This is a genomic window from Microbacterium azadirachtae (assembly GCF_000956545.1).
GTDB classification, from domain to species: Bacteria; Actinomycetota; Actinomycetes; order Actinomycetales; family Microbacteriaceae; genus Microbacterium; species Microbacterium azadirachtae.
On sequence record NZ_JYIT01000058.1, the window covers coordinates 1 to 25,496 of the forward strand.

Annotated in this window: 23 protein-coding genes; 4 read left to right on the forward strand and 19 right to left on the reverse strand. The window is 71.2% G+C overall.

Features of this window, described 5'->3' with window-relative positions; all coding sequences use genetic code 11:
* From cydD to RL72_RS03410, 7 genes are all read right to left on the reverse strand, one after another.
* Positions 1-1,824 (reverse strand): thiol reductant ABC exporter subunit CydD (gene cydD, locus RL72_RS03380; RefSeq protein ID WP_156156681.1); only part of this gene is annotated, 1,824 nt, incomplete at its 3' end.
* 144 nt (positions 1,825-1,968) lie between these two features.
* A complete protein-coding gene (cydB, locus tag RL72_RS03385) occupies positions 1,969-2,994 on the reverse strand; it encodes a cytochrome d ubiquinol oxidase subunit II (protein WP_045249407.1) in 1,026 nt (341 codons plus the stop codon).
* A 16-nt stretch (positions 2,995-3,010) separates the two neighbouring features.
* A complete protein-coding gene (locus RL72_RS03390; protein ID WP_045249408.1) occupies positions 3,011-4,423 on the reverse strand; it encodes a cytochrome ubiquinol oxidase subunit I in 1,413 nt (470 codons plus the stop codon).
* Positions 4,410-5,123 carry a helix-turn-helix transcriptional regulator gene (locus RL72_RS03395; RefSeq protein WP_082072015.1) on the reverse strand — a complete coding sequence of 238 codons (714 nt, stop codon included), beginning with the start codon at positions 5,121-5,123 and terminating at the stop codon, positions 4,410-4,412. The genes RL72_RS03390 and RL72_RS03395 overlap by 14 nt, the downstream gene beginning before the upstream one ends.
* Positions 5,124-5,280: 157 nt before the next feature.
* The gene (locus RL72_RS03400; protein WP_045249409.1) at positions 5,281-5,562 is read right to left on the reverse strand and encodes a DUF6457 domain-containing protein; all 282 of its coding nucleotides are present in this window, start codon (positions 5,560-5,562) and stop codon (positions 5,281-5,283) included.
* Positions 5,559-6,335, reverse strand: coding sequence for a molybdenum cofactor guanylyltransferase (gene mobA / locus RL72_RS03405; RefSeq protein ID WP_045249410.1), 777 nt, complete (start codon positions 6,333-6,335; stop codon positions 5,559-5,561). The genes RL72_RS03400 and mobA overlap by 4 nt, the downstream gene beginning before the upstream one ends.
* A 5-nt stretch (positions 6,336-6,340) precedes the next feature.
* Entirely contained in the window at positions 6,341-7,573 is a 1,233-nt protein-coding gene (locus RL72_RS03410; RefSeq protein ID WP_045249411.1) for a molybdopterin molybdotransferase MoeA, read from the reverse strand.
* Between the two features lie 280 nt (positions 7,574-7,853).
* Here RL72_RS03410 and radA point away from each other — a divergent pair, with 280 nt between their 5' ends.
* Complete coding sequence (gene radA, locus RL72_RS03415) at positions 7,854-9,221, forward strand: DNA repair protein RadA (protein WP_045249412.1); 1,368 nt, start codon at positions 7,854-7,856, stop codon at positions 9,219-9,221.
* A 133-nt stretch (positions 9,222-9,354) separates the two neighbouring features.
* Here the strand turns inward: radA and RL72_RS03420 are convergent, their stop codons facing one another.
* The 11 genes from RL72_RS03420 to RL72_RS03470 all read right to left on the reverse strand — a co-directional run bounded on the left by RL72_RS03420 (position 9,355) and on the right by RL72_RS03470 (position 19,586).
* Positions 9,355-9,765, reverse strand: coding sequence for a hypothetical protein (locus RL72_RS03420; protein ID WP_045249413.1), 411 nt, complete (start codon positions 9,763-9,765; stop codon positions 9,355-9,357).
* 296 nt (positions 9,766-10,061) lie between these two features.
* Entirely contained in the window at positions 10,062-10,736 is a 675-nt protein-coding gene (locus RL72_RS03425) for a hypothetical protein (RefSeq protein ID WP_045249414.1), read from the reverse strand.
* Positions 10,737-10,797: 61 nt separating this feature from the next.
* The gene (locus tag RL72_RS03430; protein WP_045249415.1) at positions 10,798-11,298 is read right to left on the reverse strand and encodes an amino-acid N-acetyltransferase; all 501 of its coding nucleotides are present in this window, start codon (positions 11,296-11,298) and stop codon (positions 10,798-10,800) included.
* A 103-nt stretch (positions 11,299-11,401) separates the two neighbouring features.
* On the reverse strand, positions 11,402-11,791 hold the full coding sequence (locus RL72_RS03435; protein ID WP_045249416.1) for a Rieske (2Fe-2S) protein: 390 nt from the start codon (positions 11,789-11,791) through the stop codon (positions 11,402-11,404).
* The gene (locus RL72_RS03440) at positions 11,788-12,102 is read right to left on the reverse strand and encodes a hypothetical protein (protein ID WP_045249417.1); all 315 of its coding nucleotides are present in this window, start codon (positions 12,100-12,102) and stop codon (positions 11,788-11,790) included. Before RL72_RS03440 ends, RL72_RS03435 begins: the two co-directional genes overlap by 4 nt.
* A gap of 1 nt (position 12,103) precedes the next feature.
* Positions 12,104-13,369 (reverse strand): amidohydrolase family protein, encoded by a 1,266-nt coding sequence (locus tag RL72_RS03445; RefSeq protein ID WP_052674159.1) that lies wholly within the window; start codon positions 13,367-13,369, stop codon positions 12,104-12,106.
* Between the two features lie 26 nt (positions 13,370-13,395).
* Entirely contained in the window at positions 13,396-14,568 is a 1,173-nt protein-coding gene (locus RL72_RS03450) for an ABC transporter ATP-binding protein (protein WP_045249418.1), read from the reverse strand.
* A 40-nt stretch (positions 14,569-14,608) separates the two neighbouring features.
* Positions 14,609-15,727 (reverse strand): ABC transporter substrate-binding protein, encoded by a 1,119-nt coding sequence (locus RL72_RS03455; protein ID WP_045249419.1) that lies wholly within the window; start codon positions 15,725-15,727, stop codon positions 14,609-14,611.
* Positions 15,728-15,747: 20 nt separating this feature from the next.
* Positions 15,748-17,523 (reverse strand): ABC transporter permease, encoded by a 1,776-nt coding sequence (locus RL72_RS03460; RefSeq protein WP_045249420.1) that lies wholly within the window; start codon positions 17,521-17,523, stop codon positions 15,748-15,750.
* A gap of 239 nt (positions 17,524-17,762) precedes the next feature.
* A complete protein-coding gene (locus tag RL72_RS03465; RefSeq protein WP_045249421.1) occupies positions 17,763-18,812 on the reverse strand; it encodes a pyridoxal phosphate-dependent aminotransferase in 1,050 nt (349 codons plus the stop codon).
* Between the two features lie 93 nt (positions 18,813-18,905).
* On the reverse strand, positions 18,906-19,586 hold the full coding sequence (locus RL72_RS03470) for a FadR/GntR family transcriptional regulator (protein WP_045249422.1): 681 nt from the start codon (positions 19,584-19,586) through the stop codon (positions 18,906-18,908).
* A 157-nt stretch (positions 19,587-19,743) separates the two neighbouring features.
* On the opposite strand from RL72_RS03470, the gene RL72_RS03475 reads away from it, so the two are divergent.
* A complete protein-coding gene (locus RL72_RS03475; protein WP_045249423.1) occupies positions 19,744-20,952 on the forward strand; it encodes a M20 metallopeptidase family protein in 1,209 nt (402 codons plus the stop codon).
* An 83-nt stretch (positions 20,953-21,035) separates the two neighbouring features.
* Here RL72_RS03475 and RL72_RS03480 read toward each other — a convergent pair whose 3' ends face one another.
* A complete protein-coding gene (locus RL72_RS03480; RefSeq protein WP_045249424.1) occupies positions 21,036-22,646 on the reverse strand; it encodes a thiamine pyrophosphate-binding protein in 1,611 nt (536 codons plus the stop codon).
* A 143-nt stretch (positions 22,647-22,789) separates the two neighbouring features.
* Here RL72_RS03480 and RL72_RS03485 point away from each other — a divergent pair, with 143 nt between their 5' ends.
* A complete protein-coding gene (locus RL72_RS03485) occupies positions 22,790-23,950 on the forward strand; it encodes a PucR family transcriptional regulator (RefSeq protein WP_045249425.1) in 1,161 nt (386 codons plus the stop codon).
* 97 nt (positions 23,951-24,047) lie between these two features.
* Positions 24,048-25,430: an aldehyde dehydrogenase family protein gene (locus tag RL72_RS03490; protein ID WP_045249426.1), complete on the forward strand. Its 1,383-nt coding sequence runs from the start codon at positions 24,048-24,050 to the stop codon at positions 25,428-25,430.
* The last annotated feature ends 66 nt before the right edge of the window (positions 25,431-25,496 follow it).

The following is a 25,496-nucleotide window of genomic DNA, read 5'->3' on the forward strand; positions in this document are numbered from 1 at the left end:
GCGGGGCATCGCGAGACGCAGGATCCCGCCGACCGAGGCAGGAAGATCGGGGATCGGATCCGGCTCCGGACCCGGCTCCGGATCCGCGATCGGCTCCGGTCGCGAAGGCTGCCGTTCCGACGGCCCAGAAGCGGTGCTCCCTGCCCCGGGAGCGGACCTGAGGGTCGTGTCGGCGGCCGACTCGGCCTCCCCGATGCGCACCACCCGGTCGGCGATCGCGCGGGCCGAGTGCCGGTGCGAGACGAGGAGCACGGTGGCGCCGCCGTCGGCCGCACGCCGGATCGCACGCCACAGCCGGTCCTCGGTCGCCGCGTCCAGGGCGCTGGAGGGCTCGTCGAGCACCAGCACGCGGGCACCCGACCACAGCCGGTAGAGCGCGCGGGCCACGCCGACCCGCTGCGCCTGCCCGCCGGAGAGCCCGGCCCCCTGCACGCCGAGCTCCTGAGCGGGATCGAGGTCGGCGGCCGCGGCGTCGTCGAGCGCCGCGCGCACCCGGGCGGCGTCGGGCGCGGAGTCGCCGAGGGCGACGTTCGCCGCGATCGTGCCGCGGATCAGGCCCGGGCGCTGCCCCGCCCACGCGAGCCACGAGGACGGATCCGCCGTCGCCGCGCCGTCCACGCGGATCGACCCGTCGTACGCGACCGCGCCGCGCAGCGCCGCGAGCAGACTCGACTTGCCGGATCCGCTGCGCCCCTCCACGAGCGTCACCGTGCCGGGCTCAGCCGTGAACGACACCTCGGGCAGCCGTCGCTCCCTGTGGCGCACCGCGACCCCGTCGACGACCAGCCGGATCCCGGATCCCGTGTCGAGGAGCGATGTCGGCTGTCCCGAGGGCGGTGTCGCGACCGACATCGCCCTGTGAGCGCCGGTGGGAGGCGCGGCAGACGCGTCCAGGATCTCGAACACGTCCTCGGTCGCGGCGACGCCCTCGGCCGCGGCATGGAACTGCACGCCCACCTGCCGCAGCGGCAGGAACGCCTCGGGCGCCAGGAGCAGGACGAACAGCCCGACGCCGAGGGTCAGCTCGCCGTCGAGGAGCCGCAGCCCGACCGACACCGCGATGATCGCGACCGCCAGCGACGACAGCAGCTCCAGCGCGAACCCGGAGAGGAAGGAATACCGCAGCACGCGCAGAGTCTCGCGCCGGTACTGCTCCGCCGTCTCCCGCATGCGGGCGGCGGCACGACGCTCCCGTCCGAACAGCCGCAGCGTCGCGAGGCCCTGCACGGTGTCGGCGAAGCGCGCGGCGAGCGTCTGCAGCACCGTCAGCTGCCGCCGTTGCACGCCGCGCGTGGCGATGCCGATCAGGATCAGGAACAGCGGGATGAGCGGCAGCGTCACCACGGCCGCGAGCCCGCTCGGCCAGTCCTGCCACCACATCACGACGACGATCACCGGCGTCGCGATCGCGGTGAGCACGAGCTGCGGGATGTAGCGGGCGAAGTACGGATCCAGCGCGTCGAGGCCGTGACCCGCGATCACCGCCAGCGCTGAGCGGTTGCGCTCGCCCAGCCACGCGGGCCCTCGCCGTGCGATCGCGTCGAGCAGGGCGTCGCGCAGCTCTCGCCCGGTCTGCGCCGCGGCCCTGGCGCCCCAGGCCTCCGAGACCCACAGCAGCACGGCGCGCACGACCACGACCAACGCGAGCCACGGCAGCGCGCCGGCCGGCGAGCGCCCCTCCGCGACGGCGGTGATGCCGGTCGCGAGCAGGCCGGCGAACGCGATGACGACCGCCGTCTGCACGAGGGCGATGCCCGCCGAAACGGCGAGGTACGTCCGCGCAGCGGGCGCCCAGCGCAGCAGCCGCGGATCGATCGGCTTCATCGGCTCACCGTCGCCGCGCCCGGCGCGACGGCTGCCGGATCCGGCGACGCGTGCCGGATCGATCCGGGGAGAACGCCCGGCATCCGTCGCCGGATCCTGCAGCCGTCCTCGCGGTGTGCGCGGTGTGCGTCGTGAGCGTCGGCGTCATGCGTGCGCGGGCGCCGCCTCGATCGTCGACCGGCGCACGCGCTTGCGGAACACCCAGTACGTCCACGTCTGGTAGGCCAGGACGAGCGGCATCGCGATGAGCGCCGTCCAGCTCATGATCTGCAGGGTGAGCGGCGTGCTGGACGCGTTCTGGATCGTCAGCGAGTTCGCGGGATCGATCATCGACGGCAGCACGTTCGGGAACAGGGCCGAGAAGAGCATGAGCACCGCGGTGAGGATCGTCACGACCCCGGCCGCGAAGGCCCAGCCGTCCCGTCCGCGCAGCGAGAGGACGACCGACGCGATGAGGGACACCGCGGCGACGCCGCCGAGCGCGATCACGGCCCCCAGCAGCGACAGGCGCCCCGCGGCGATCACGATCGTCCACACCACGGTGCCCGCGGCAGCGAGCACGGTCGGCAGTGCCGCCAGCCGGGCCACGCGCCGGGCGCGCTCGTGCACGACGCCGTCGGTCTTCAGCGCCACGAAGTACAGCCCGTGCAGGAAGAAGAGCAGCAGGGTGGTCACGCCCACGAGGAGGCCGTACGGGTTCAGCAGGTCGAACACGGTCCCGCGGAAGATGTGCCGCTCGTCGAGCGCGACGCCCTGCACGATGTTCCCGAACGCGACGCCCCACAGCAGTGCGGGCACGGCGGATCCGATGATGATCATCGTGTCGAAACGGCGGCGCCAGCGCGGGTCGTCCTTCTGGTGCCGGTACTCGAACGAGACGCCGCGCAGGATGAGCGCGAGCAGGATCAGCAGCAGCGGCAGGTAGAAGCCGCTGAACAGCGACGCGTACCACTCCGGGAACGAGGCGAACAGGCACGCGCCCGCCACGATCACCCAGGTCTCGTTGAGATCCCACACGGGGCCGATGGTGTTGATCACCTGGCGGCGGGACACGTCGTCCCTGCCGAGGAACGGCAGCGACATCCCGACGCCGAAGTCGAAGCCGTCGAGCACGAAGTAGCCCACGAAGAACAGGGCGACGATCCAGAACCAGAGCGTTGCGAGATCCATGTCCGTCTCTCCTTCCTCAGTACACGACCGACGGGACGGGCGCGTCCTCGTCATGCTTCTCAGTGGTGTCCGGCCCCTTCTTGGCGGCCCGGACGATGAGCCCGACCTCGACGACAGCGAGAGAGGCGTAGATCAGCGTGAAGGCGATGAGCGAGATGAGCACCTCGACGCCGCTCACCCCCGGCGAGACGCCGTTCTTCGTCGTCATGAGACTGAACACGATCCAGGGCTGACGCCCCATCTCGGTGAAGACCCAGCCGACGATGTTGGCGCCGAGGGCGAGCGGGAACGACCAGATCGCGATCTTCCACATCCAGGGCGCCGGCGGCTTCTTGGCGCCCTTGCGCGTGATCCACAGACCCACGAGGGCGATGAAGGCGTGCAGCATGCCGAGGCCGATCATCCAGCGGAACGCCCAGTAGGTGATCCACAGCACAGGGGTGAACTCGGTGAGCCCGGTGGAGGCGAACTGCTGCGCGTACTGCGCGTTCAGGTCGTTGATGCCCTCCACGCAGCCGTTCAGGTCGTGCGTCGACAGGAAGGCGAGCAGATACGGCACCCGCAGCGACCAGATCTCGCCGGTGCCGTCGGGCGTGCCGATCGAGAACAGCGAGAACGAGGCGTCCGCCCCGCAGCTCGAGTTGAACATCGCCTCCGCGGCGGCCATCTTCATCGGCTGGGTGCTGACCATCGCGAGTCCCAGCTGATCGCCGGACAGGACGACGCCCGCCGTCGCGACGAGCATGCCCCACAGGCCGAACTTCAGCGCCGGCCGCAGCGTGTCGACGTGCTGCCCGCGGGAGATGTGCCAGGCCGAGACCGAGATCACGACGCCGGTCGCGAACATCAGCGCGCCGAAGATCGTGTGCGGGAACGCGGCGAGCGCGACCTTGTTGGTCAGCAGCGCCCAGAAGTCGGTGAGCTCGGCGCGGTTCGTCGCCGCGTTGTACGTGTAGCCGACCGGGTTCTGCATGAACGCGTTGGCGGCGATGATGAAGTAGGCCGACAGGATCGTGCCGATCGCGGTGCCCCAGATCGTCGCGAGGTGCACCTTCTTCGGCAGCTTGTCCCAGCCGAAGATCCACAGGCCGATGAACGTCGCCTCGAGGAAGAAGGCGAGGAGCCCCTCGAACGCGAGCGGCGCGCCGAACACGTCGCCGACGAAGCGCGAGTAGTCCGACCAGTTCATGCCGAACTGGAACTCCTGCACGATGCCGGTCACGACGCCCATGGCGAAGTTGATGAGGAAGATCTTCGCGAAGAAGCGGGTGAGGTGCAGATATTCGATCTTCCCGGTGCGCACCCACACCGTCTGGAAGATCGCGGTGACCGTGGCCATGCCGATCGTGAGCGGCACGAACAGGTAGTGGTAGACGGTCGTCAGCCCGAACTGCCACCGGGACAGGACGAGGGGATCAAGCCAGTCCATGCGCGACGCCTCCTGTGTTCGCGGATCCTGCTCTGTCGTCGAATTCTGCCGTGCTCAGTCGGGGATCGCACGGATCGGCATCGCCGGATCCGGTGCGGACCAGCTCCACCGTGCATTCCTCGGGGCGGGCGGCCGAACGCACGCAGCGCGCGGCGAGAGGGCCGCCGGCCTGCGCCAGCACGCCCTGCATGAGGCCCAGGTGCACCTGGCACAGCACCGGCCGGTGCTCTGGACGCGCGGCGGCGTGCGGGCACGGTGTCAGCTCGACCGTGAGCCGGTCCTCATCGATGACGGGCTCGAAGCCGCTCTCCTCGAGATGCTCGACGAGGGCGTCGAGCTGATAGGTGGCGCGGCGCCCGAGCTCGGACGGATCCGTCTGCAGCATGCGGCGCAGCAGGTCACCCCGGCGGGCGGCGGCACCCGCCTTCTGCTGCGCGACCGGGCTCGTGGCCCCGGGAGCCCCGGTGGCCGCGCTGTACAGCACGCGCGGCCGGCCCCGGGTGGTGCGCTGCTCGGTGGCCTGCACGACGTAGCCGCCCTCGATCAGCCGCTGCAGATGCTCGCGCACGGTGTTCGGGTGCAGCGAGGTCGCCTCGCACAGCTCGCCGATCGTGCGGCGGGGTCGCGACTGCACGAGGTGCAGGATCCGCACACGCGAATAACTGGAGATCGGCCCGCAGACGGGCCCGGCGCTGGCCATGGCTCCATACTCGCATCGCCCCCGCCTTCGGAAGGGTCGTGCGGCCGTGAATAATGCTCCGCGCAATAGGAGCTTCGGATCGCGACCATGCGGTTCACGGATCCAGGCCCCGGCGGGGGCGCCTTTCCGCGCGGAACGGGATCCTCTTCCGCGCGGATCAGGTCCCCGGATCGGACCGGTGGGCGAGCGCCAGCTCGGAGATCGCGGCGACCACGGCGCGCACGTCGCCGGGGCTGCCGCCCGCACGTCCGGCGACGAGGCCGGCGACGAACGCGCTGAACGGAGCCGCCGGGCGGGCCACGCCGTTCGCCACGTCGCGGGCGAGGTCGAGGATCAGCGCGATCGGCAGATCGTCCTCCGCGAGAGCGAACCGCTCGCGCAGCACGGCCGCCCAGTCGTCGAGCGCCTCCGGGGGAAGCGTGCGGTCGTTCTCTGTCATGCGGGCTCCTCTGATCGGTCGGCGTCGGCGCGGGCGCGTGCGAGGTCGTCGGGGGTGTCGATGTCGGCGCTGGTCCCATCCTCGTCCGGGATCCATCGGATCGGAAGGCCGCCGAGGAGCGCGCGGCAGGAGGCGCCCTCGACCTCCCCGAGGGCGGCGAGCGCCGCCCTCACCGCGGCGACGCGGTAGCGTCCGGCGAGCCACTGCGGCCGCCCCTCGGCCCGGAACACGACGCCGGCGGCGGATCCGTCGGGAAGGGCGCCCGCCCCCTCGGACGCCACCCCCTCAGGCAGGGTCCCAGCTGCTCGCGGGCCGCGGATTGCGGCTTCGCGGGGTTCATGTCCGCAATCGGCGACCAGTGACGGAGCGGAGGGGGTCGGATCCCGGCACATGAGGCGGGTCACGACGGCCTCGGGATCGGCGAGGTCGCCCGCAAGGAGCAGGATCTCCTCGGCGCGCGCGAGCGCGGGAAGCGCAAGAGCGGCGGCGAGCGCCGCGACCGGACCGCCGAACGGAGGCTCCTCCCGCACCCAGGTCACCGCACCCGCGTCCTTCGCGCCGGCCTCGGGCGCGGTCTCGTCCGGGGCTGGTCCGACGGCGACGACCGGGGCGATCCCGTGGTCGGCCAGTGCGGAGAGGGCCCGACGCCAGGGCGTGGAGCCTCCGAGCGGGAGCAGGTGCTTCGCGGCCCCGCCCATCCGTCGCGCCCGGCCGCCCACGAGCACGACGGCGGCCACGGGTGCGGAGCCCCCCGACGGGGCGGATGCGGACATGACGCTCAGTCCAGATCCATCACGTCGACGAGATCGCCCACCTGCACCTCGTCGATCTCGGCCGGCACCACGGCGTACGCGGTCGCCCCGCCGAGCCCGACGCTCAGGTGCGATCCGGATCCTCCCCGCGACGCCGGCACGACCGCACCGTCGACGACCACGGCGGGCACGTACTGGCGGCGGCCCGGGGGCGTGCGCCACGCAGCCCCCGCCGGCACGCGACGCACCGGGCGGAAGACGGCGCTGCGGCCCTGCAGGCTCAGCAGCGCCGGGCGCACGAACGTCTCGAACGAGACGGCCGCACTGACCGGATTGCCCGGCAGCCCGAACAGGAGCACGCCCTCGGGGGTCACGCCGAACGCCTGCGGCTTGCCGGGCTGCATCGCCACGGGTCCGAACTCCATGACACCGGCGAGGCTCTGCCGCACGGGCTCATAGGCTCCGGCGCTCACCCCGCCCGAGAAGATCACCACATCGGCGCCCCGCCGAGTGGCGTGCGCAACCGCGTCCGCAGGGCCGTCGCCCTCGTCGCCGACCACGGTGCGCAGCACGACCTCGGCCCCGGCCTCGGCGGCGAGACCCGACAGCAGGAGCGAGTTCGACTCCGGGATCTGTCCGCGGCGCAGGGGCGCGCCGGGCGGGACCAGCTCGGATCCCGTCGACACGACCGCCACCCGCGGGCGGGGCGCGACCTGCACCTCGGCGACGCCGACGGAGGCGAGCGCGGACACCTGCCGCGGGCCCAGCAGCGTGCCGGCCGGGAGCACCAGCGCGCCCGCGGCCGCATCGGCTCCGGCGCGACGCACGTGCGCTCCCGCTTCCCGCGGCGCTCGCCGCACCACGGCCGTCTCCAGGGAGTCGGCGAGCCCGCCGGCCGTGTCCTCGAAGGGCACGATCGTGTCGGCCTGGGTCGGCAGGGCGGATCCGGTCATGATGCGCACGGCGCAACCCGGGGCGAGAGGCGGATCCTCCGCGCTTCCGGCCGGAAGGTCCGCCGTGACCCGCAGGGTCACGGGCGATCCGTCGGCCGCGCTCGCGACGTCGGTGAAGCGCACCGCGAACCCGTCCATGCCGGAGTTGTCGAAGGCCGGCACCGGGTTCGCCGCATGGGCGTCGGCCGCGAGCACCCGCCCGCCCGCCTCGGCGATCGGCACGGTCTCCGGCTCTCGGGGGCGCACGGCGGCGAGCACCCGCTCCTGCTGCTCCTCGACCGTGCGGTACGTGCTGCCCTGCCCCATGCGCGCTCCTTCGTCAGTGCCTCCGAGCGTACGGGTTCGGCGGGGGCGACGTCCCTGTCCGACGCCATCCCTGTCCCCGGACCCGACCCGCACTGTCGCCCGTCCGCACTGTCATCGCCCGCGCCGTCGCGCGTCCACCACGTCGCCGCCCGCCAGAGCACAACGCAGGAGATCCCGGGCATGACGGCTGGATCCGCACCCATCCACCTGCCTTCTCCTGCGTCGTGTCGGGCCGCGGCCGCTGCCCCGCGCTGTCGGCGGTCCCGGATAGCCTGAACCCATGGCCTCCCGGAAACCCTCCGCCCCCGCGTACGTCTGCACCGAGTGCGGCTGGACGACGGCGAAGTGGGTGGGCCGCTGCGGCGAGTGCCAGCAGTGGGGCACCGTGGCGGAGCAGGCCGCACAGACCGGGATCGTGCGGCGCGTCGAGGCGACCGCCCCGGCCGCCGGGCGTCAGGCGCGGCCCATCACCTCGCTCACATCGGCCGAGTCGCCGCGGCGGTCGAGCGGAGTGGCCGAGTTCGACCGCGTCCTGGGCGGCGGCATCGTGCCCGGAGCGGCGATCCTGCTCAGCGGCGAGCCCGGCGTCGGCAAGTCGACGCTGCTGCTCGAGGTCGCGGCCGCCGGTGCCCGAGCGGGCCGCCGGGTGCTGTACGCGAGCGGCGAGGAGTCCACCGCGCAGGTACGGCTGCGCGCTGAGCGCACCGGGGCCCTCCACGACGAGCTGTATCTCGCCGCCGAGACGGATCTCGGCACGATCCTGGGCCACATCGAGGAGGTCTCCCCCGAGCTCGTGATCGTCGACTCGGTGCAGACGGTCGCCTCAGCGCTGTCGGACGGCGCCGCGGGTCAGCCCGCACAGGTGCGCGAGGTCGCCGCCGCCCTGATCCGGGTGGCCAAGGAGCGGGATCTGCCGATCGTCATCGTGGGCCATGTCACGAAGGACGGCCAGGTCGCGGGTCCGCGGATCCTGGAGCACCTGGTCGACGTGGTCTGCCACTTCGAGGGCGACCGGCAGACGTCGCTGCGCTTCATCCGCGCGCTGAAGAACCGCTTCGGGCCCACAGACGAGGTGGGCTGCTTCGAGATGACCGGATCCGGCATCGCGGAGGTTCCGGATCCGTCGAGCCTGTTCCTGTCCCGCGGACGCCCCGAGCCCGGCACCTGCGTGGCGATCGCGCTCGAGGGCCGGCGGGCGATGCCGGTCGAGGTGCAGGCGCTGACCATTCCGACCCAGGCGCCCAACCCGCGCCGCGTGGTGAACGGACTCGACTCGTCGCGTGTCGCGATGGTGCTCGCGGTGCTCGAGCGACGGGCGGGCTTCAAGACCAGCGACAAGGACGTGTACGTCTCGACCGTCGGCGGCGTGCGGTTCACGGAGCCGGCCGCCGACCTCGCGATCGCGATCGCGGTGGCCGGATCCCTGACCAACGACGCGGTGCCCCGCACGCTCGCGGCCGTGGGCGAGCTGAGCCTCGCGGGCGAGGTGCGCGCCGTCACGCAGGCGGCGCAGCGCCGCTCGGAGGCGGCCCGTCTCGGCTACGCGCACGTGGTCGATGACCGTTCGGCCACGCTGCGCGGCGCCCTCGGCGACGTTAAGGCGCACCGCGCGCCGCGGCGGCTCGACGACGAGGTCCCCGCGTTCTGACCCGCCGCGCCCGCGCCCGAGCGCCCCGTCCCGCTCCGTCTATTTGCGTCAAACTGCGGCTTCAGAGGGCCCAGCACCACAGGTTGACGCAAATGGACGGAAGGTAGGGAAGCGCGGCGCGGCGGGGGCGGGGTCAGGCGTCGAGGGCGCGGAGCAGCTCGGCGGGCGGGGCCTGCATCGGATGCGGGCCGGCGATGTCGAGGAACACGGTCGTGATCACGTCGCGGTGCGCGGTGAGGAACGAGCGCAGCCACGCCGGCGAGTAGATGCCGACGCCGGGGGGAAGGTTGGCGGGCTTGTTCTTCGCGTCGCTGAACAGCAGCAGCGCGACGTCCCCGGTGGACGGATCGCGGTACGTCCACACCTCGCCGCCGTCGAGCGGGTTGTCCCTGGCACCGGGACGGATGAGCGGCACGACGGTGTTCCCGTTGCGCAGCGCGAGCGCGACGGCCGCCATGTCCTGCTTCTCCAGCGCCTGCGCGAGAGCCTCGGAGCGGAACTCCGAGGCGGCGGGAGCCTTGTTCTTCGACTTCTTCGCGGCCATCGTTCCACCTTACGAGAGACGGCGCTCCCGCCGGACGGGAGGCGTCCTGCCCTGAGAAAGAGAGGAGGACCCCTTCTTCCATCGCTTGGGGACAGATGGAGAAGAGGCCCTCGCGTCTTCGAGGACGGACGACGATGCGCTGGGGACGCTGAGTTGTCGAAGCCACTGGGGATGGCGACCCGTCAAGATGTCGAAGACCTTTCCTATGGTATCCCAAAGGACGGTCCGGGGCGACCGTTTCCCATCAGTTGCGCAGTTTCGGCCGCAATTCGCGCGCGTCGCGGACCTCGCGGCGGTCAGTTCAGCAGGAACTGCAGCGGGTTGGTGCTCTGGAACCCGCCGATCGCCACCGTCAGCCGGTAGGCGGCGCCGCCGCCCGGTGCGCGCTGGCGATCCGTGGCCTCGCAGGTGTCCACGCTGGAGCGCGTCCGGTCCCACACCACAGGGGTCGAGCTCGTGATGGTCGCGCCCGCCTTGATCGTCTGGACCGCGTCGCTCGGCGTCTGCTGGCAGTCGGTCGAGCGCCACCAGGTGTCGCTGCCGCTCGTGATCGTGAACACCTGCGTTGTCGTGCCGACGTTCATCGTGCAGTCCTTGGCGCTCTTGTTCGTGAGCGAGATCGACAGCTGCGGGTTCTCGTCGGGCGAGTAGGTGTCATGGTCGGTCACGGCGGTGACCTGCACCTCGGCGGCCGTGCACGGAACCGGCCCCGCGTCCGCGGTGCTGGTCGGCGCGGAGGTCGCACCGGGATCGGGGCTCGCGTCGGCAGTCGGATCCGGCGCGGCCGGCGGGGCGCTGGGCGTCGGCGTGGACGTCGGCGAGCTCGGCGCCGGAGTCGGGGTGGCTCCCGATCCGCCGCGCGCGGTGAGCGCCCACACGAGAGCGATCAGCAGAGCGAGCACGACGATGACGGCCCCGAGCACCACGATCCGGCGTCGACGATAGACGGCGGCGGACTGGCGAGGGGTCATGCTTCCAGGTTATGCGGCGCTTCCTGCCGCACCCTGGATGACGCCCGGTTCGTCGTCGGCTTCAGAGCTGCTTCAGCATCCGCGTGTTGCCGAGCGTGTTGGGCTTCACGTGCGCGAGGTCGAGGAACTCCGCGACACCCTCGTCCCCGCTGCGCAGCAGCTGGGTGTACACGTCCGGATCCACGACCTGCTCCCCGATCGGCGCGAATCCGCGGCGCTCGAAGAAGGGGACCTCGAAGGTCAGGCAGAACAGGCGGCTGAGTCCGAGGACCTTGGCATGTGCCTCCAGCTGATCGACGATCGCCCGCCCGACGCCGTGGTGCATCCACTCGTCTTTGACGAGCAGGGTGCGCACCTCCCCCAGGTCCTCCCACATGACGTGCAGGGCACCGCACCCGATCAGCGCGCCGTCGGCCTCCGCGACCACGAACTCCTGCACGGCGCCGTAGAGCACCGCGATGTCCTTGCCGAGCAGGATCCGTCGCTCGACGAGCGGCTCCAGCAGCGCGTAGATGCCCTGGACGTCACCGGCCCGCGCGGGCCGGACGAGGTAGTCGCTCATCCCTCCAGCCTACGACCGCCGCCCGGTGCCGCCCGAACGACGCGGCCCGGCCGCCCTGCGCTCGCGAGCGGGGCGGCCGGGCCGAGGAGACGCACCGGTCGAGTCAGACCGTGACGATCACGTCGTCGGCGTCGATGCGCACGGGGATCGGACGCAGGCCGACGCGGTGATCCGCCGGGTGTTTGCCGGTGAGGATGTCGAACTCGAAACCGTGCCACGGGCACACGATGTTGCGATCGGTGGGGTGGAACCCCGGACCGCCGCTCTTCAGGCCGCCTTCGCCCCGCACGAGCTGCACAGTACGCGGCATGGTCTTGCCCTGGCAGACCGGCCCGCCCTGGTGCGGGCAGACGTTGTACCAGGCGCGCACCTCCCCGGCGTAGAAGTACAGGCCCAGTTCGGTGCCCTCGACGTCGACGACGATCCGCTCTCGCTCCTGCAGGTCCGCGAGGCTGGCGACCACGACGTCGCGTCGGACGACCTGCGCGCTCATTCGGCCCTCCGGTACCAGATCGCCATGTCGAAGAGGTTCACATCGGCGGCATCCAGGAGCGCCGTGACGAGCACGACGGTCTCGGTCGCGTTCAGCGCATCCTCGCGGATCGGCCACGCGATCTTGCCGACGCGGTCGGTCTTGGCAGAGAACAGCCGCGCGGCCGCGTAGAGCACGTCGGCGATCTGCTCGTCGGAGACCTCGGCGCCGAGCTCCTGGTCGCCGACGTGCTGCACGAGCTCGCCGAGGCGGGTGATGACGGCCGAGAGCTCGGCGATGTCGGGGACAGTGGTGATGGTGTTCTCAGTCATGTCAGGAGATCCCGGGTCGTTCGAGGAGCACGCGCTCCGCGGAGGGCTTCTTGCGGTCGGTGGGGAGGTTGAACACGCGCGCGGCGTTCAGCCCGAGGATGTTGCGCTTGGCCTGTTCTGAGAGGAACGGCAGGCGCGTGATCGTGGACGGCGCGTCCCAGTCCCAGTGCGGCCAGTCGGATGAGTAGAGCAGCTGGGTCTCGGCGTTGAACGACTTCATGGTCGCCTCGAGGAGCTCCATGTTCGTGCGCTCCATGGGCTGGGTGGTGTACCACATCTCCTTCATGTACTCGCTCGGGAGGCGCTTGAGACCGGGTGCCTCGCTCGGCCTCATGAGGACCTCATGGTCGAGCCGCTGCATGAGGAAGGGGATCCAGGCCAGGCCGCTCTCGACCCAGACCATCTTGAGCTTCGGGAAGCGCTCCGGCATGGCGTTGATGATCCAGTTCGTGACGTGGATCTGGTTGTAGTGCGTGAACGAGAGGGCGTGCATGGAGAGGAAGCGGTTCAGCTGCGCGAACGACGGGTCCCCCCAGTGGTAGCCCGAGTGGAAGGCGAGCGGCTTGCCGCTGTCCTCGATGAGCTTGTAGAGGCGCGTGTAGACGTCGGAGTGCACGGGGTTGTTGCGCGTCGAGCACACCGTGTAGCCGATGATGCCCTCGTTGTCCGCGTACTTCTCGACCAGCTCCTCACACACCTCCGGGGTGTTGTAGGGCAGGTAGAGCATGCCCTTGAGGCGCGGGTTCGGCGGCAGGATCACCTCGGTGAGCCAGCGGTTGAACGCCCGACCCAGAACGACCTCGACCTCGTCCTGCGGGTGCATGCCGAGCAGCAGCATCGCGCTGGGGAACACGACCTGGTAGTCGAGGCCCATCGCGTCCATGCCGCGCCGGGCGGCGGTGACGAAGGGATGCCCCTCCGTGCCCTCGACCGGCTCCTTCCGGCCCTGGTGGCCGATGCGTCCGCCGACGCTCTGGTGCGACATGCCCGGCTGGATGTTCAGGAGCGCGTTGTTGCCGGCGAAGCCGGCGTACTGGCTCATGCCCAGATCCCGCCAGACGTCGTTGTCGATGAGGTCGAGCACCTCCCCCCAGAAGTGATCCTCCGAGACGTGGGCGTCGATGTCGACGATGAAGTAGTCGTCGTAGTCGTCCCGCGCCTGCTTGGTCGCGTGGGCGAGCACGTCTCTCGTGTCCGAGCGGCCGCCGATCTCGGCGAGCTCGCGGATCCGCGGCGCGTCGGAACGGGGCGTGGGCAGGTCACTCATGGGTATTCCTCTCGGGCTTCGTCCGCTCAGTGGGCGGCGACGATCGCATCGGTCATGGTGGTCAGGTAGTCGTCCTCCGAGGGCGCCGCGGCGACCCGGTGCGGGATGACGACGGCACGAGCGGGGTTGACGGCGAAGCCGTATCCGTCGCCCGGGTGCGGCACCGCGTCGGCGGCCATCTCGCCCGTCTCGACGCGGACCCGCAGGGGCAGCCCATCGGCGCGGACGAGGAGGTTGACGGCGCTGCCGAGGTACGTGGTGCGCTCGACGACCGCGGCGAACCGCCCGGCGGCGGGTGCGAGCTCGGCGGCGGGCATGAGCCGGGCGTGCGCCGCCCGGAACGCGATGTCGGCCCGCTCCCCCGGCGCGGCCTCGCCGGTCACGACCCCGGCGATGACGAGCGAGGTCCCGTCGACCTCGACGTCGGCGATGCCGTCGCGCACGGCGCGGATCGTGCCGGGCAGGATGTTCTGGAAGCCCATGAAGTCGGCGACGTACGCCGAGTTCGGCCGGTCGTACAGTTCGCTGGGTGTCCCGTCCTGCACGATGGACCCCTCGCTCATCACGATGATCCGGTCGGAGAGCGTGATGGCCTCCTCCTGATCGTGCGTGACGTAGACCGAGGTCGTCTCGAACTGGTTGTGCAGCGCGCGGACCTGCTGGCCCATCTGGTAGCGCAGCTTGGAGTCGAGGTTGGAGAGCGGCTCGTCGTAGAAGATGATGCCCGGCCGGGCGGCCAGCGCGCGGGCGAGAGCCACCCGCTGCTGCTGGCCGCCCGACAGGGCGGTGACCGGACGTTTCTCGAAGTCCGCGAGGCCCACGGCGGAGAGCATGTCCGCGACGCGGGTGCGGCGCTCGGCCGCCCCCACCCTCGCGACCTTGAGCGGGTACGCGACGTTCTCTGCCACGCTCATGTGCGGCCAGAGCGCGTAGCTCTGGAACACCATGCCCACCTGCCGCTTGTCGGCCGGCACGAAGGTGCGCCGGTCGGTGTCGACGACGATGCGATCGCCCATGCTGATGCGACCACCGGTGGGGCGCTCGAGACCGGCCAGGCACCGCAGCGTCGTCGTCTTGCCGCAGCCCGAAGGACCGAGCAGGGTGACGAACTCGCCGGATCCGATCGTCAGATCCAATCCGTGCAGAGCGGTCTTGCCGCCGTAGCGCTTGGTCAGTCCGGATACCTGGACCTCAGTCATGCCGATCAGTGCTCTCTCGTGTGGGGGTCGGGGCCGAGCGCTACTTCTTGAACTGCGTGTTGATGAAGTCGAAGTAGGGCTGGTTGAAGTTCGGGTCGGGGTTGGAGAACGGCAGACGCCCGAGCTTGCTCAGCGCCGGCGCGCCCTGCGGGCCGGGTGCGTCCGGCGTCCAGCCGTAGGACTTGTTCTTCTCGGCGAGCGCCTTCTGCCCCTCCGGCGAGTACAGCCAGTTGATGTAGAGCTGCGCGGCGTCCGCATGCGGGGCCTTGTTCACGATGCACATGCCGGTGCGGGACATGAAGTTGCCGCCGTCATCGAGGGGGAACACCGCGGCGATCGGGCCGCCCTTCGCCTTCACGTCCTCGTAGAAGCCCTGGTAGACCGCGATCCCGATCGGGAAGCGGCCGCTGGCGACGTCGGCGGGGACGTTCGGCTCGGACTGGGCGAACTGCACGTCCTGCTTCGCGAGCGCCTCGACGTAGGGCTTGCCCCACTTGTCGGCGCTCTCGGGCACCATGAGCGACGTGAGGATGTAGCGGATCCCGCCCGGCACCGTCGGGTCGCCGACCGTGATCTTGCCCTTCCACTTCGGGTCGAGCAGGTCCTTCCAGTTCTTCGGGGCCTCGTTCTCCTTGACCGTGTCGGTGTTGTAGACGAACACGAAGTAGCGCATCGCGTAGTAGGTGAGGCGTCCGTCGAAGTTCGTCGGGATCTCGAAGCCGTCCGGCGCCGTCTGCACGTCGGCCTTGGTGCACAGATCTGCCTTCGCGGCGACCTGCGGCGACTCGCCGCCGTCGTAGATGTCGGCGATACGGTTGCCGCTCTGCGCCTCGGTCTCGATCTTGGTGATGCTCTGCGCGTCCGGCTGGTCCTGCTGAACGACCTTGATGCCGGGGAAGCGGTCCGTGAACGCCTTGAACAGCGCCTTCTGGGAGGAGACGCTGGGCCCGTAGACCACGATGTCCGTCTTCCCGTCGGCGACGGCCTTGCTGTACAGGTCGTTCATGTGCTTGTTGCCCGCGGCACTGGTCCCGGGCACCTCGATCGGAGTGTCGGGCTTGGCCGCGGCCGTGCCGGAGGAGCACGCGGTCAGGGCGGCGAGTGCGCCGATGGCCAGGGTGGCCGTGGCGAGGCGGAGGGTGGTGCGGGAGAACGTCATCATTCTTCCTCTCGGGTGTGTCAAGGGGTGATCCGGGTGAGGGGGACTGAGGGGGCGCGGCCCGAGCGGCCGGCGCGGGCGCGGAGGACCGCGGCGAGTTTCATGGATCCCGCGGCGAGCGCGAGCACGGCCATGGCCGCGACGAGGATGATCATGAACAGGGCGGCGCCCTGCGACATGTTGCCCTGGAGGAACTGCTGGAAGGCGGTCAGTGAGACCGGCTGGAGCCCCGGAGGCGCGAGCAGCATCGGCACCGACAGGTTGCCCGCGATGAAGAGCGCGGACAGGAACCAGCCCGACAGGAAGCTGGGCACGACGAGCCGCAGCACGATCGTGAGCAGCACCCGCCAGGATCCTGCCCCGGACGTGCGTCCGGCCTCCTCGAGCTCGGGCGAGAGCTGGGCGAGGGCGCCCTCCGCGATCCTGCTGGAGACCGGGATCGTGGCGACGATGAGCACGAGGGTCATGAGGAATGCCGTGCCGTAGAGCCCCCGGAACGCCGGCACGTAGAGCACCGCGAACATGTACGCCAAGGCCAGGACGATGCCCGGCAGCGCCCACGGGATCCACACCGAGAACGACGTGTAGGAGCGGATGAAGCCGGTCCGGCGCGCCGTGACGTACGTGGTGAGCAGCGCGACCGCGATCGAGCCGAACCCGCCGATCACGGCGAGCCAGGCGGTGAGGCCCAGACTCGAGCTGAACTCGGGATCTGTGAGCATCTGCACGTAGTTGTCGAACGTGAGTCCGGTGCTCACGACGCCGAAGATCGGCTGCAGGCTGCCCAGGATCATGGCGAACAGCGGCAGGATCAGGTTCAGCAGCAGGAACACGACGATGAGGGCGGACAGGACCCAGCGCACCGGGCCGAGTTCCTGCGGCTCGCGCCGCGAGGTCTTTCCGGTGAGGGTGGTGAAGCTGCGGCCCCGCAGGATCCAGCGCTGGGCGAGGAACAGCAGCAGCACGAGCACGATGAGCACGAGAGACAGCGCGAAGGCCTTCGTGTACTCGGCCGGCGCCTGATCGCGCACGTAGTGGAAGATCTGCGTCGAGAACACGAAGATGTTGGCCTGGCGCCCGATCAGCTGCGGGCTGTCGAAGGACTGGAACACGAGGACGGCGATGAGGATCGCGGCTCCGGTGATCGCGGGTCCCACCGACGGGATCGTGATCGTGAAGAAGGTGCGCACCGCTCCGGCCCCGCTGATCGCGGCCGCTTCGTCGAGCGACTGGTCGCGGTTCTTGAAGGCGCCGAGCATGAGCAGGTATGCGAACGGCATGTACCCCAGCGACATGAGAAGGAACAGGCCGCCCCAGCTCTGGATGTTCATGATCGGGCCGTGCATGCCGAGCATGCGCCCGAACTGGTTCAGCAGCCCGTTCTGCGGGTTGCCGAGCATGATCCAGCCGAGCGTGTGGAACAGCGGGGGCACGAACAGGTTCACCGCCATCAGCGGGGTCAGCAGTCGCCGCCCCGGCACGTTGGTGTTCGCCGCGATCCAGGCGAAGAGCCCGCCGCCGGCGACCGAGATCGTGCCGCAGACGACCACGAGCAGCAGCGAGTTGCCCATGGTCTTCCAGGTCTCGGGATCCTGGAACGCCGCAACCAGTCCGCCGATCGTGAAGGGCAGGTCGTCCGACGGGAGGCCGTCGCGGAAGGCGCCGATCGCGATCATCGAGACCGGATAGACGAACACGAGCGTCAGGGCGGCGAGGAACACCGTCCAGCCGAACCCGCCGGTCAGCGAGCGCCGGATCGATGCTCGCCGGTCGCGTTCGAAGTCGCTTGCCGTCACTGCCCTCTTCTTCCGTTCGCGAGAGCGGATCCGAGACCCCCCGGTCACCCGGGATCAGACCGCTCCGTCTGTCGTGTTGTCAGCGTAGGAAGCCGTTGCGCGGGCCTCATCGGGCCCGGCTCCGAAGTCCTTCCCGGGCGATCCGACACGGTGTCGGAACCCGGTCCGCCGGGGGTGCGATCGTGTCGGTCGGCGATCCCCGGCGCGCGATCGCGACGCGCCGGGGATCGATCGGCGGTTCAGAGCAGGGCGGCCAGGACGGCGTCGTTCTCGGCGGGCAGGCCCACCGTCACACGGACGCCGCCCGCGTTCGGGAACGGGCGGGCGAGCACGCCCTGCTCGGCGAACCGGGTCATGAGGGCGCTCGCGTCGCCCGGGAGGAAGAGGAAGTTGGACTGGCTCGGGAGGACCTCCACGCCGGCCTCGTCGAGCGCCCGCACGATGCGCGCGCGCTCCATGACGATGGTGGCGACCCGTTCGGCGGCGATCTCGATGCCCTCCGGGCTGAAGGCCGCGATGAGCGCGGCCTCGGCGATCCCGTTCAGCGCGAAGCCGACGGAGGTGCGCCGCAGCGCCTCCGCGATCCGCTCCGAGGCCGCTGCGTACCCGGCCCTGATGCCGGCGAGACCGTGCGACTTCGAGAGCGTGCGCAGGATCACGAGGTTCTCGAACTCGTCCAGCAGCGGCAGCGTGGCCTCGACGGGCTCGTCGGTCACGAATTCCCGGTACGCCTCGTCGAGCACGACGATCACGCTCTCCGGCACGCCCCGCAGGAAGGCCCGCAGGCCTTCGACCGGGATGAGTCCGCCGGTGGGGTTGTTCGGGTTGCAGAGGTAGACGATGCGCGTCTCGGGGCGGATCGCGGCGGCCATCGCCGGCAGGTCCATCGCCCCGTCGTCGGCCAGCCCCACGGCGGACGCGTCGGCGCCGGCGAGCGAGAGGGCCGCCTTGTACGCCTCGAAGGACGGCGCGGGGTACACGCCGTGAACCCCGGGCTCGCAGACGAGCCGGGCGAGCCCGTGGAGCAGTGAGCCGGAGCCGTTGTCGACGGCCACCCGGTCGGGGTCGACGCCGAGTGCGTCCGCGATCGCGGCTCGCGCGGCGGCACGGTGGTAGTCGGGGTAGCGGTGCGACGTCTCGACCGCCGCGGACATGGCCGCCACGATCGGCGCCGAGGGCGTCCAGGGCATCTCGTTCTGCGAGAGCCGGATCGGCGGCGGGGTCGCCCCGGCGGGACGATTCGGGGTCTGCAGCATCTCGTCGACGACGCCTCGGAACTCGAGCGGCATGCGTCCTCCTCGGGCGGAAGTTAATTCTTAATAATGAATATGAACATTATTGAAGACGCGCCGCCCTGTCAACCCGCCGAGCTCCTCGGATCGTCAGGAGAGGAGGGTGGCGACCGAGGAATGCCGGTGCCGCTCGGCCGCGGAGCGCGCAAGGGCGTGGTCGCGCCGCTCCACGGCTTCCGCGAAGTCCAGGTGGGTCCGCAGACGCTCGGGCGTGCTGGGCGCCGTAGCACCCTCGAGCTGCTCGGCGATGATGTAGTCGACGAGGTTCGTGTAGAGGCTGCGCAGCAGTTCGTTCGGCGTGATCTCGGCGATCCGTGCATGCAGCGCCCAGATCGCCGACGGGCCCGCCTCGGTGCCCCACACAGCCTGGAGCCGCTCGGCGAGCGTCGCGATCTCGGCGATGTCGTCGTCGCTCGCGTGCTCGATCGCATCGTGCAGCACGAGGCCGTCCAGGGCGTCCAGCACGCGGAGGCAGTCGCTCGCGGTCGCCTTGCCCTCGCGCAGCTGCAGCAGCTGGTCGCTGAGCTGCATGAACGGCGAACGCGATGCGACGAAGATGCCGCCGCCGGGGCCGGGCTTCGCGTCCACGACACCGCGCGAGCGCAGCAGCTGGATCGCCTCACCGAGGGTCGCGGGGGCCACCCCGAACCGGGTGGCGAGCTCCTGCCGCCTCCCGATGAAGTGCCCCGCCTTCCAGCCCCCCGAGACGATCTCGTCCTCGAGCGACTTCGCCACCTGCACGGCGACGGCGGCGTTGGTGATCTGCGTCATGACTTCCCCCGGTGATCCCTGCGGTGACCCCGAGCCGGTCACGCGTGAGTACAGAGTATGAGGTGACCCGCCTCGGCGCACCATCTATTGGATATATTCATCATATCCAATCGGCATCGGCGGCCACGGATCGTCGACCTGGGACGAAGGAGCCCCCATGGCGGATCCCCTCGCACTCCGCGCGGACGCGGGAGCACTCCTGCCCGACCTCATCGCCCTGCGTCGCACGCTGCACGCGCATCCCGAGGCGGGTTTCGCCCTCCCCCGGACGCAGCGCGCCGTACGGGAGGCGCTCGACGGCCTCGGTCTCGCGGTCACCACGGGCACCGAGGACTTCTCCTCGATCACGGCCGTGGTGCACGGTTCCCGCCCTGGCCCCGCCGTGCTGCTGCGTGCCGACATGGACGCCCTCCGCGTGCCGGAGCGCACCGGGCTCCCCTACTCCTCCCGCACGGACGGGATCATGCACGCGTGCGGACACGACCTGCACACCGCGGGGCTCGTCGGCGCCGCCCGGCTGCTGGCCGCGCGGCGGGATCGGATGGCCGGCTCGGTCGTGCTCATGTTCGAGCCCGGCGAGGAGGCCGGGGGCGGAGCCCTCCGGATGATCCGCGAGGGCGTGCTCGATGCCGCGGGACCCCGCGTCGAGGCGGCGTACGGCGTGCACGTGCTCCCCGGCGCCGCCGGGGTCTTCTCGACCCGCGGCGGGACGATCATGGCGGGCGCCTGCGCACTCGAGATCGTGGTCGAGGGCCGCGGCGGTCACGGGTCCCGTCCGCAGCAGGCGGTCGATCCGGTGCCGGCCGTCGCGCAGATCGTCCTCGCCCTGCACGCGTTCGCGACCCGGCGATTCCCCGTCTCGGATCCGATCGTCCTGTCCGTGACCAAGCTCTCCGGGAGCGAGATCATCAACGCGATCCCCGACACCTCCTCGCTCGGGGCCACCATCCGCATCCTCTCCGAGCGCAGCCGGCGCGTGCTGGAAGCGGAGCTTCCTGCGCTGGCGGAGGGGATCGCCGCGGCGCACGGCTGCCGGGCCGAGGTCTCGTTCCGCACCGTGTATCCCGTCACCGTCAACGACGAGACGTGCGCGGAGCGAGCGCTCGCGACGATCGGCGCGCTCCTCGGCGAGGGCCGGGCGCTGCACGCGACGGAGCCCTCCATGGCCTCCGAGGACTTCTCCGCCGTGCTCGCCCAGGTGCCGGGCGCGTTCCTCTTCGTCGGCGCGACGCCGGAGGGGATCGACCCCGACGAGGCGGAGATGAACCACTCCCCCCGCGCGGTGTTCGACGACGGGATCCTCGCAGACCAGGCGGCCGCGCTCGCCGCGCTCGCGCTCGGGCACGTGGGCGCCGACCGCGGATGACCCCGGTCCGCAGGACGTGCCCGCGCGCGTCGGACGGCGGCGCAGAGCCGCGCTCGAGACCGTGCCGCCTCGACGGCCGCGGATCAGTGCTTCTCGTGGATGAGGGACCACGGCGAAGGGAACACGTCCACCCGCACCCGGACGATCGCCGGACGCCGGGCCGCGATCGCGGCCTCGATCGCGGTGCGGACCCCGTCGGCGTCCTCGACGTCCACGAAGTCGATCCCGAACGCCTGCGCGAGCAGCGCGAAGTCGGGGTTGACGAGGTCGGAGCCGATGAAGCGCCCGCCGTAGGTGTCGCGCTGGATCCGCCACACGTTGCCGAATCGCCCGTCCTCGAACAGCACGGTGACGAGCGGGATCCCGTAGCGCTTGGCGGTCGCGAACTCCTGCAGCGACCAGCCGATCCCGCCGTCGCCGGTGACCGCGACGACCGGGCGCCCGCCCGAGCCCACCGCGGCGCCGAGCGCCGTGGGCATCGCGTAGCCGAGCGTGCCCTGGTAGCCGGGCCACACGTACGAGTGCGGCGCCTGCACGGGGAAGCCGTAGGTGGAGACATAGCCGATCTGGGTCAGCTCGTTGACGTACACGCCGTCCTCGGGCAGGGCGGCCCGGATCGCGTCGACGAAGGCCATCTGGGGTGCGACGCGCTCGCGGATCCGCCCCTCGCACTCGGCACGAAGTCGCCGCAGCTCCTCACCCCAGCCCTCGCGCGCCGGAGCCTCGGCGACCAGCGCCTCGAGCACCGCGGTCGCGTCGGCCCGGATCGCGAGGTCGGGCCGTCGCGGGGATCCGAGATCCGCAGCCTCGACGTTCACGAGAGCGATCCGCGCATCGCCGACGTTCAGCTGCTGCCCGAACGGCGTGAGGAAGCGGCTGCCGAACGAGACCACGAGATCGGCCGTCGCGCGCAGCTCCCAGAGGGCGAAGGCCGGGAGAGCATGCGGATCGCGGGCGTCGATCGCACCGCGTCCGTTCTCGCTCATGACGACCGGGGCATCCAGCTTCTCGGCGAGGGCGGCGATGAGCGCGAACGCGCGCGTCCCGCGCACGCCGCCGCCGACGTGCAGCACCGGGCGCTCGCTCTCCGCGAGCAGGCGCAGCAGCGCCGCCACGTCCTCGGCCGGCGCGATCCGCGCCTCCGCCGCGAACGGGTCGCCGACCTCGACGTCGATCTCGGCGTGCAGCAGATCCGGCCCCAGCTCCAGGGCGACGGGGCGCGGACGGCCCGTGCGCATCTGACGGAAGCCCTCGTGCACCAGCTCGGGGATCTCCTCCGCTCGGGTGGGGCGCACCGACCACTTGGTCAGACCCTGGACCGTCTCGCTCTGTCGCGGGATCTCATGCAGCGCGCCGAGGCCGCCGCCGACGAGGCGCGAGGGGATCGTGCCGGCCAGCAGCATGACCTGCGAAGAGCAGGCGTACGCGGTCGCCATGCCCGCTCCCGCGTTGAGCACGCCGGGGCCGGGCACCACCATCGCGACGCCCGGCTTGCCGGACGCGCGGTGATAGCCGTCCGCCATGTACGTCGTGCTCTGCTCGTGCCGCGGGACCAGCAGGTCGATCTCGTCCTGCTTGCGGTACATCCCGTCGGTGAGCCCATCCAGCTGCACGCCGGGGATTCCGAAGACCGTCTCGACGCCCTCGCTGAGCAGGGCCAGGGTGAGCGCGTCGCCGCCTGTCATCTTTGCCATCGCATCGCCTCTCAAGAAATGAATATAATGAATATAGATCTATTTCCCGGATCTCTGCAACGCGGCCGCCCGTCGTCCGCTTCGGCGGAGGCTCGCGACCGCTCGCGGCAGACACCGGGGAGCAGCAGGAAGGGAGGCGGCCGATGACGCTCGAAGCGCAGGTCCAGGCCTATGCGGACCGGCTCGGACGACCGATCGTCGTGTTCGACACCGAGTTCGCGGTCATCGCGTTCAGCGTGCACGACGGCGATGTCGACCATGCGCGGCTGGCGATCATCCTCGCCCACCGGGGATCCTCCCGCGCGAGGGAGTCGATCAAGGAGTTCCGCGTCGGCCAGGCCGACGGCCCTGTGCAGATCCCGGCGATCGAGGGCGGACAGACCCGGCTCGTCGCACCGATCCGGCACGACGGCCATCTCGTGGGCTACGTCTCGTCGACGATCCCCGAGGGGCATGAGCCCGCGGCCGACGACGAGGTGCTGCGCACCGGGCGCGAGCAGCTCGGCGTAGTGCTCGCCGCGATGGCACTCGGCAACCGGCAGGACGAGGACCGGGCGCTTCGACTGCTCTCCGCCCTGTTCGGCGGCGGTGCGGAGCAGCGCGCACGAGCCGCGGACGAGCTGCTCACGAGCGGACTGCTCTCCCCCGCCCCGCATTACACGGCGATCTCCCTCGCCGTGGCCCCCGACGCGACGGCGAGCGCAGCGACGTTGCGCCTGCTGCTGGACAGGGCCGTCGCGAGCATCCCGGTGTTCCCCACGCTCAAGGCCGTCGGCGCCGTCATCGACGGGGAAGCCGTGATCGCCGTCCCCTACGAGATCGACGCCGACCGACTCACCGCCCTCCTCGAGCAGCCGGCGTTCTCCGCCCTGCGCGCCGGGATCGGCGGCGCGCACACCCCGCTCGCCTCGAGCACCCGCTCTCTCCGGGAAGCGCGGATCGCCCAGCGGGCCGCGATCGTCGACCCCGAGCGCGGCAGCGTCGCGCACTGGGCCGAACTGGGCCTCGATCGGCTGCTGCTGCAGCTGCCGCTCGCCGAGCTCGCACTGACCGACCTCCCCGGCGCCGTGCAGCGCCTGCTCGATGCGCAGTCCGGCCCCGACCTCGCGCACACGCTCGAGGCGTATCTGGACTGCGGCTGCGATGCGCAGCGCACGGCGCAGGAGCTCCACGTGCACCGGAGCACGCTCTACTACCGGCTCGATCGGATCCGGGCGATCGCCGATGTCGACCTCGCCGACGGGGGTGTGCGCCGCGAGCTGCACACCGCGCTGCGCGTCGCGACGCTCGCCGGCCTGCGCTGAGGCGCAGACACCGCCCGGGACAATTGACTATATTGATTAGAGTTTATTGCGGCCGTCCTGCGATCGCCGCGAATCCGCCGCGTGCAAGGGAGCTGTCATGAACCTACTGCTGACCTCGGTCTCCGACCCCGACGGCCGCCCCATCCTCGATGCCGCGACCCGCACGGAGGTCGGGCGTGCCCCGATCCGCTCCGTCGCGGATCTGGACCGGGCGATCGACGCCGCGCGGGCGGCCCAGCCGGACTGGGCCGCTCTCGGCCACGCCGAGCGCTCCCGCCTGCTCCACCTCGTCGCCGACGACCTCGACGCGCATGCCGACGAGCTCGGCGAGATCGTCACCGCCGAACAGGGCAAGATCGACGGCGCCGGAGAGGTGCACGGTGCCGCGCACTGGCTGCGTGCCGCCGCCGACACGGTTCTGGAGCCGCAGGTGCTGCGACGGGAGGGCGACTCCCGCGCCGAACTGCACTACGTCCCCCTCGGCGTGGTCGCCTCGATCGGCCCCTGGAACTTCCCGGTCATGATCTCGGTCTGGCACATCGCGCCGGCGCTGCGCATGGGCAACACGGTCGTCATGAAGCCGTCGGAGAACACCCCGTTGAGCGTGCTGGCCCTCGCAGAGGTCTTCCGGCGGCACCTGCCGTCCGACGTCGTGACCGCCGTCTCCGGCGACCGCGAGGTCGGGGCGGCGCTGGCCGCCCACCCCGATGTCGCGAAGATCGTGTTCACCGGATCCACCCCCACCGGGCGGCGGATCGTCGAGAGCTCGGCGCACAACCTCGCACGGCTCACGCTCGAGCTCGGCGGCAACGACGCCGGGATCGTGCTGCCGGGCACGGACGTCGCGGCGGTCGCCGACCGCCTGTTCTGGGGCGCCTTCATGAACACGGGGCAGGTGTGCGCCGCCCTCAAGCGCCTCTACGTGCACGACTCGGTCTACGACGAGGTGGTCGCCGCGCTCGCCGAGCGCGCCGAGGCCGCGCCGATGGGGTCCGGTCACGACAAGAGCAACCGGCTCGGCCCCGTGCAGAACCCCGCCCAGTTCGACATCGTCTCGCGCCTCGTCGACGACGCCCGCGAGCGCGGGGGCAGGATCGTCACGGGAGGTGCGCCGGCTGCCGACCTCGGCCCGCTCTTCTACCGCGCCACGATCGTCGCCGACGTCGAGGACGGCACGGCGATCGTCGACGAGGAGCAGTTCGGACCCGTGCTGCCCGTCGTGCGCTACACCGACGTCGACGATGCGGTGCGCCGTGCGAACGGCACGGAGCAGGGCCTCGGCGCCTCCGTGTGGGGTCCGGACGCCGACGCCGCCGCCGAGGTCGCCCAGCGTCTCGACGCCGGCACCGTCTGGATCAACCAGCACGGCGGTGTGGATCCGTCGATCCCCTTCGGCGGGACGAAGGCCTCCGGCTACGGATTGGAGTTCGGGGTCGAGGGTCTCAAGGCGATGGCGGCGACGAAGGTCATCCGCCGCTGAGCGACGGCCCTGCCACGAAGAAGGTCGCCTTCCGGCATCGGGAGGCGACCTTCTTCGCACCGGGGA